5 protein-coding genes and 1 pseudogene are annotated in these 6,973 nt (G+C 60.3%); 1 reads left to right on the top strand and 5 read right to left on the bottom strand.

Annotated elements, in window-relative coordinates:
- Positions 1-298: 298 nt before the first annotated feature.
- The 5 genes and pseudogenes from F6X39_RS33620 to F6X39_RS33600 all read right to left on the bottom strand — a co-directional run bounded on the left by F6X39_RS33620 (position 299) and on the right by F6X39_RS33600 (position 5,685).
- Positions 299-1,466 (bottom strand): annotated as a pseudogene (locus F6X39_RS33620) (IS1182 family transposase).
- Positions 1,467-1,788: 322 nt separating this feature from the next.
- Entirely contained in the window at positions 1,789-3,033 is a 1,245-nt protein-coding gene (locus tag F6X39_RS33615; RefSeq protein ID WP_187619788.1) for a citrate synthase, read from the bottom strand.
- Between the two features lie 108 nt (positions 3,034-3,141).
- Complete coding sequence (locus F6X39_RS33610) at positions 3,142-3,531, bottom strand: VOC family protein (protein ID WP_187619787.1); 390 nt, start codon at positions 3,529-3,531, stop codon at positions 3,142-3,144.
- A 26-nt stretch (positions 3,532-3,557) separates the two neighbouring features.
- A complete protein-coding gene (locus F6X39_RS33605; protein ID WP_187619786.1) occupies positions 3,558-4,874 on the bottom strand; it encodes an MFS transporter in 1,317 nt (438 codons plus the stop codon).
- A gap of 52 nt (positions 4,875-4,926) precedes the next feature.
- Positions 4,927-5,685 carry an SDR family oxidoreductase gene (locus tag F6X39_RS33600; protein WP_187619785.1) on the bottom strand — a complete coding sequence of 253 codons (759 nt, stop codon included), beginning with the start codon at positions 5,683-5,685 and terminating at the stop codon, positions 4,927-4,929.
- Positions 5,686-5,993: 308 nt separating this feature from the next.
- Between F6X39_RS33600 and F6X39_RS33595 the strand changes: the two genes are divergently transcribed.
- Positions 5,994-6,956: a 2-hydroxyacid dehydrogenase gene (locus F6X39_RS33595; RefSeq protein ID WP_187619784.1), complete on the top strand. Its 963-nt coding sequence runs from the start codon at positions 5,994-5,996 to the stop codon at positions 6,954-6,956.
- Positions 6,957-6,973: the final 17 nt, after the last annotated feature.

Raw genomic sequence — 6,973 nt, 5'->3', positions numbered from 1 at the left:
TTCTCCCTGGCGAAAACGACTGCGTATGGGCGGCAAGCGCCTGGACCGCGGATGCACCACCAGGCGGCCGTTCTACTTTGAAAGCCGCCGCCGAGTCCGCATTGGGGCGAAGGGCAGATCCGGGTCGCGAGCCGCCGACCGCCGTCAGGCAGGAGTCGGCCCAGAGCGTGTCAAAACGCGTAGACACCGGAAATTAGCGAAACCTGTCTTGCCGCAGGTCGCGACTTTTCGATTGCGGCGACCGGGCGTCAAATCAAAGCCGAAAGTATCGCGACGGCGCAGCGCCGCCCAACGGACGTCACGCCCGCATCGCCGTCATCACCGCTTTTGAACCGAGTAGCTTGATCACTCGCTTCATGTTGTACGCCAGCACGTGCAAGCTCATCTCCGTACTCACGCGCTCGATGGTCCGCGTCAGGAAATGAGTGGCGCCCATCCATGCCTTGATCGTCCCGAACGGATGCTCGACAGTCTGTCGCCGGATGCGCTCGATGTCACCGACTTCGGAATGAACACGCTTATTCCGGCCTCATGGCATGCAAGTATCTCCTCGCTCTTGTAGTAGCCCCGATCCGCAACTGCAGTGAGCTTGTCGACGGCCATCTCTGTACGGGCAAGCTTCGCCATCGACGTCAACTGATCACGATCGATGCCATCATTGGTAACGACATGCGCGACGATCAAATGGTGCTTCGTGTCAACCGCAGTCTGGACGTTGTAGCCGACGACCCCGTTCCTCCTGTCTTCATCGAACGAGCGTCTGGATCCATGAGCGATACCTGTTTGTCGGGTGCTGCGTTGAGTTGGGCCTCGATCTCCTTGAGGCTTCGCATCTGTTCCTTCAAGGCCGAAATCTTGTCCTGCAGTCGCTCTGTCCTGACCTTTGCGATTGCAGGCTCCTGATGATCCGCTGTGTCCATCGCCTCGAGATAGCGGGCGATACTTGACTCGATGTCGCGCAAGCGTCGTTCGAGCTTCGCGCTCGTGAAGTTACGGTCGCGGTGGTTCACCGCCTTGAACTTGCTGCCGTCAATCGCAACGATCGCTTCAGCGAAAAGGTCCAGACGCTGGCAAAGCACGACGAACTGACGGCAGACGCTACGGATCGCTTTGCCGTTGTCCTTACGGAACCGCGCTATGGTCTTGAAGTCGGGCGTCAGGCGGCCGGTCAGCCACATCAGTTCGACGTTACGCTGGGTCTCGCGTTCAAGGCGGCGGTTCGATTGGATACGGTTGAGGTAACCGTAGATATAGATCTTGAGCATCACCTCTGGGTGATACGACGGCCGACCAGTCAACGCTGGTTCGACGCCTTCAAACCCAAGCTTCTGAAGGTCAAGCTCGTCTACAAAGACATCAACCACGCGCACGGGATTTGTGTCCGTCACGTAGTCATCAAGCGCTTCAGGGAGGAGAAAGCTTTGAGTACGATTGTCGCCTTGAACGAACCGTTTCGTCTTGCTTATCCCTCGCTGTCGGATGGCAAGTTTCAGCGCTCCAAAAACCGTTTTGACACAATCTGAGCCAAGAGCGGCCGCTCGGACGCACTTTGATGCAACCCTTGGAATGTCGGCTCCCGCCCAGACTCCAGACCTTCCGTCCGCAATCTGGCCATGGTCTGGCGTCGCATGCCCCATCCATCGCCATAAGCATGGTGGCACGTCTGCGAAGCTACCGACGCCGCTTCGCTCAAAACGCTTACGTCCACTGGAACAAGCCGGCCCTCTCGGCAAGAGCCGATCGGCGTCGAGGTTTTTTGTTTCGGCAAAGATCCAGGTGACGCGTCTCTCAGCGCCCAACCGGCCTGAATAAGCGATTCTTGTCGAGCGTGGCTGCATCGAGTGTATTCTCGCTGCCTTCCGCAGGCGACCCGGGGGCGGCGTCTTCCAGCGCCGGCCCGGTATAGCGGCCTCGTGGCCGTATGACCTTGCTCACCCGGAGTTGCTCAATGCAGTGCGCGAGCAAACCCACGCTCCGGGCTGTTGCGAACAACGCGAACGACGCATCGCGCGGCAACGCCAGTTGAGCCGTCAGGGCCGCAAGCGCAACGTCGATATTTGGCTTGAGCCCGGTCAGCTCAACCACCTTGTTGATGAACGACATGATCTCTTGAGGCGGATTCAGCACTTCGAGCACTGCGGCCGCCCTCGGATCGCCGTCCGGATACAGATGATGTCCAAACCCGGGGATTGGAATGGCCGACTGCAAGTGATGGGCAACCACGTGCTGCGCACCGAGTCTTCCGACGTCGTCGAACACGGCCCGCACGCGGCCTGACGCGTCGCCATGCAGTGGGCCGGAGAAAGTCGCGAGTCCCGTGAGCAGGCATCCGGGCAGCGACGCGCCGGTGGAGGCGGTAATCCTGGCGGCGAACGCGGAACTCGTAATCTCATGGTCGGCCACGAGGACTAAGGCACGACGGATAAGTTCGGCGCCATCGCGGTCCTGGCCCCAACCAAGCGCGAGCCGCTCATGCGTCATTTGTGCGTTCGCGCCGCGTCGCGCACCAAACGCTTGTGCGATGAGCGCCACGAGCCGGCCGGCCTCGACATGCAGTGCGCTGTCCGTGCGTCCGAGGGTCGAGTGTCCACAGGCCGCGAGCGCTGCCAGCGATGTGAACGCGCATTGCCTGCCGCGCTCGTCGCCCTGTAGCGGCAACTCGCCGCTTTCGAAGGAAACGGGGGCGCGCGCGTTCCAGAGAATGGCCGCCACGTCTTCAAGCGTCGCCGCGTCCGAAAGCCGGATGCTATCCCGCCCCCGGTAGTAGGGCCGGCCTTTTGAGAAGGTGGTAATGCTGCTGTAAATGCAGGGTTCCGCACCGAATATGGTCCCGGCGGCGAGCGCTTCGCGCTTGCGTCCCACCTGCTTTTTTCGGCACAGACCGGCGACGTCCTCCGCGCGATAGAGGCTCTTGCGTGGGTCGAGCGGATCCGGCATGACGGCGATGGTACCTCGACTTACATACGCATAGACAGTCTGCGCCTGCACTCCGAGTTGTCGAGCCGCTTCAGTCAGAGTGATCCAGTTTCGCATGGGATGGCAAGCAAGGTGATGCAGCGCAACGGGGCAACGGGGGAGTGACGACGCAGATCGCGCCTTGCACTCGAGCACGACCGATCCAGCGCCAATATTGACGTTTTTTCAGGTAAAAGTCATCTCGGCGGGTCGCCGCTCCAGTATCTCAACGAGAATGTCACCGGGCGACCGCACGAGGCAGGCTCTGACGCCGGGGCGAACCTGCTTGATCGGTTCGACGATTTCCGCGTCGCAGAGCAACAGATGCACGAACGCCGCGTCGATATCGTCCACGACCACGCCGAAATGATCTATGCCCTGCTGCCGCTCGCAGCGAGGGTGGCCGGCTTGGACGCTCGCCAGCGAGGTGATGAAAAGGTTGATGCTGCCGATGCGCAAATCCACTCGCCCAGGACGACGCACGATCTCGGCGTTCAGGCAGCGCGCAAACCATGCCGCAGTGGCTTCGGCGTCCGCCGAGCACAGTTGCAGATGATCCCACTTGAATTCAATCATCCGATTTCACCGTATAGTTGAAAGCATCACAGTTCGATGCGGGAAAGCTTGCCCAGCAGCACGGAATACGAAAACGTTCCGAGCAGGCAGATCGCGCCCATCAGGTTGAGGGCCCAGTAGAAGTGGCCGGTGTGCTGGGTGATGTAGCCGATCATGAGTGGCGTGGTGACGGCCGCGATGTTGGCCGCGAGGCTCGTGATGCTGCTGGTCAGTCCCACGTACTGTCGAGGCGCGATTTCGGAAACGGCGGCCCACGACATCGACCCGACGCCCTGCGCGAAGAACGCGATCGTCAGGATGGCGATCACCACCTCGTTCGACTCGACGAAATTGACAAGCACGATAGACGCGCCGAGCATCGTGCCGATGATGAGCGGAGCCTTGCGCGCTGTCGAAAGCGCCACTCCGCGCCGAATAAAAAAGTCCGAAAGGGAGCCGGCCGCGAGGATGCCGACCGTGGCGCCGATAAAAGGCAGTGCCTGGAAGATCCCAACCTTGATCATCGACATGTGACGCGCTTCGATCAGATAGGTCATGAACCACGTGGTGAAGAAGACCAGCAGCGTGTTGTTACAGAATTTTCCGAGACAGATGGCGAGAACCTGGCGGTAGCTGAGCAGCTTGAGCGCCATGCGCCAGTCGAACTTCTCGCGGGGCTTGCGCGTCGCCGCGGCACCTTCATTGATGTATTGCAGCTCGGTGGCATTCACGCGCGGGTGCTGATGCGGATCGCGGTAAACCCGGTACCAGAGCAGACTGAACAGAATGCCGAAGCCACCGGTCACATAAAAAACCGTCCGCCAACCGTACGCGGCGGAGATCCACAGCAACAATCCGGTGAACAAGGGCGTCCCGATGTATTGCCCCATTACATAGACGCTGGTCGCGAAGCCGCGTTCCCGGGCGGGAAACCACAAGGTCACGGCGCGTGCGTTTGAAGGGAAGGCCGGCGCCTCCAGTGCGCCGATGGCGAGCCGCGACCCGAGCAGCATCTGATAGCCGGTCGCGAAACCCTGCGTCAGCGTGGCGAATGACCAACCGACCAGAGACAGCGCATAGGCGAGGCGTGAGCCGAGAATGTCGGTCAGCACCCCGCCGGGCACCAGCGCAATGGAATAGGCAAGACCAAATGCCGCAAACAGCTCGCCCATCTGCATCTTGTTGAGCGCCAGCCCCTTCGAGAGGCCCGGCGCAACGATGCCCAGCGCCGACCGGTCCACGTAATTCAGAATGGTGGCCATGAGCAACATCGAGAGCACGACGTAGCGGACTCTGGAGCGATTCGTGGTATCCGCGTAAGCCGGGGTTCCCACCGGCAATGTTTGTTCCTCTGCGATTTTCATCGGTGTCTCCGTAACATTAGCCTGTTGTTTTTTTAGTTGGCTTAAGGGCGATTTATCCGCGGCCGACGAACGGCATGGCGGTCGCCATGATGGTCATGTTGAGAACATTTGCTTCGAGCGGAAGACTGGCCATGTGCACGACTGCATTCGCCACGTGCGTCACATCCATTCTTGCTTCGGGTGCCAGGCGTCCGTCCGCTTGCAGTACGCCGCGGTTCATCCGTTCAGTGAGCGATGTGGCGGCGTTGCCGATGTCGATCTGGCTGCAGGCGATGTTGAATGCGCGTCCGTCCAGCGCGATCGATCTGGTGATGCCAGTCACAGCATGTTTTGTTGCCGTATAGGCAATGGTGTGCGGCCTTGGCGAGTGGGCGGAGATCGATCCGTTGTTGATGATTCGTCCGCCTTGCGGGGACTGTGCCTTCATCAAACGATAAGCGGCGCGAGCGCAAAGGAAAACGCCGGTCAGATTGGTGGCCACGACGTCGTTCCAGAAGTCGACTTCGTAGTCTTCCAGAGGGACAGCCCCAGCATTGCGCCCCGCGTTGTTGAACAGCACGTCGAGCCGACCGAATGCCTCGGCAATTCCCGAAAACGCGTGCTCGACCGATGCTGCGTCGCCAACGTCGGCCTGGAATACATCCGCTTCTCCCCCCGCCCTGCCGATTGCTTCCTTTGTTTCCACCAGCGGCTCGGCTCTGCGCCCGATCAGCGCGACGGCGAATCCTGCGTTAGCAAGTGCGACGGCGGCGGTTCGGCCGATGCCGGAGCCGGCGCCCGTAACGGCTGCGAACTTCTTCGATGCAGACATTTCCTTTCCTCTCGTCAAGTCAATTGGACATGGGAAACAGAGTTGCATTCGCATCAGGGTTGAGCAATCTTGATTCATTGAATCAACATCCGCGGGCCTTGCGGATGGGGATCGCATCAGGGTTTTCCTGATGCGCGTGTGGCCGCAAGCAAGATTGAAGAGGGACAAGACGGAAACAAATCGCAACGCGCAGGCGCCGCGAACAATAGGGGCGAGTCATCACCGAGGAGTTGATTCATCCAATCAACATTGACGGCCCGGTCAGCGATTTCGTAGTCTCTCGACGTCTGCCTGCCAAAGGAAAAACCATGTCGGAAGATAAACGCACCAGCCTGTTGATTGCGCGAACGGTTCCCACCGCCGTGGCGAATCGCGCTGCGGCCGAATTCCATGCCTTCGTGACCGAGTCCGATATGAACTCGTGGTCTGTCGTCGACTTCTGCAAGAAGCACGACGTGCCGGCCGTACTCATCGGGAAAAAATCCGGCCTGCAAGCGGAACACATTGCCGCGCTGCCTTCGACGGTCAAGATTATTGCGAACGCGAGCGCGGGCTTCGATCACATGGACGTAGCGGCGGCCCGTGAAAGGGGAATCGTCGTGACGAACGCGCCCGATGCGTTGACCGAGTGCACAGCCGATTTTTCCATGCTGCTCTTGCTGGCTGCGTGCCGTCGCGCGTCAGAATACGAACGGATCATGCGCAACGGATGGGGCAAATCGTTCGGCATGACCGAGATGCTGGGTATGCGAGTGAATGGCAAGACGCTCGGCATCGTCGGATTTGGGCGTATTGGACGGGCGGTCGCTAAGCGTGCGCAGGGATTCGGCATGCGCGTGATCTACACGGACATGCACCGTGCGGCCCCGTCGCTGGAAAATGGCGCGACCTTCTATGCCACTCTCGACGAAATGCTGCCGCACTGCCAGGTCCTCACGCTGCACGTGCCGGGTGGAAGCGTCCCGCTCATGACGAAAAGAGAGTTTGGACTCCTTCCCGCAGGCGCGATTTTTGTTAACGCGGCGCGTGGCGGCCTGGTGGACGAAGATGCGCTTTATGACGCCCTGACGTCGGGTCATCTGTTCAGCGCGGCTCTGGATGTGTACCGGAACGAGCCCAACGTCGACAAGCGGTTTGCTGAGCTCGACAACGTGTTCCTGACGCCCCATATGGCCAGCGCAACGATCGAGACCCGCGACCAGATGGGCTTTACGGCGCTGGACAATATCGCCGCCGTGCTGGAAGGACGGCCCGCCTCGAATCCTGTCTAAGGCTCGCCCTCATCGGG

The organism is Paraburkholderia sp. UCT2, assembly GCF_014397665.1.
GTDB classification, from domain to species: domain Bacteria; phylum Pseudomonadota; class Gammaproteobacteria; order Burkholderiales; family Burkholderiaceae; genus Paraburkholderia; species Paraburkholderia tuberum.
The sequence above is the reverse complement of the archived record's forward strand: the minus strand, read 5'-3'. Positions and strand labels throughout refer to the sequence as shown.

Coding starts and splice junctions, on each gene's coding strand:
- F6X39_RS33595 (WP_187619784.1), top strand. CDS start 5,994: ATGTCGGAAGATAAACGCACCAGCCTGTTGATTGCGCGAACGGTTCCC.
- F6X39_RS33615 (WP_187619788.1), bottom strand. CDS start 3,033: ATGCGAAACTGGATCACTCTGACTGAAGCGGCTCGACAACTCGGAGTG.
- F6X39_RS33605 (WP_187619786.1), bottom strand. CDS start 4,874: ATGAAAATCGCAGAGGAACAAACATTGCCGGTGGGAACCCCGGCTTAC.
- F6X39_RS33610 (WP_187619787.1), bottom strand. CDS start 3,531: ATGATTGAATTCAAGTGGGATCATCTGCAACTGTGCTCGGCGGACGCC.
- F6X39_RS33600 (WP_187619785.1), bottom strand. CDS start 5,685: ATGTCTGCATCGAAGAAGTTCGCAGCCGTTACGGGCGCCGGCTCCGGC.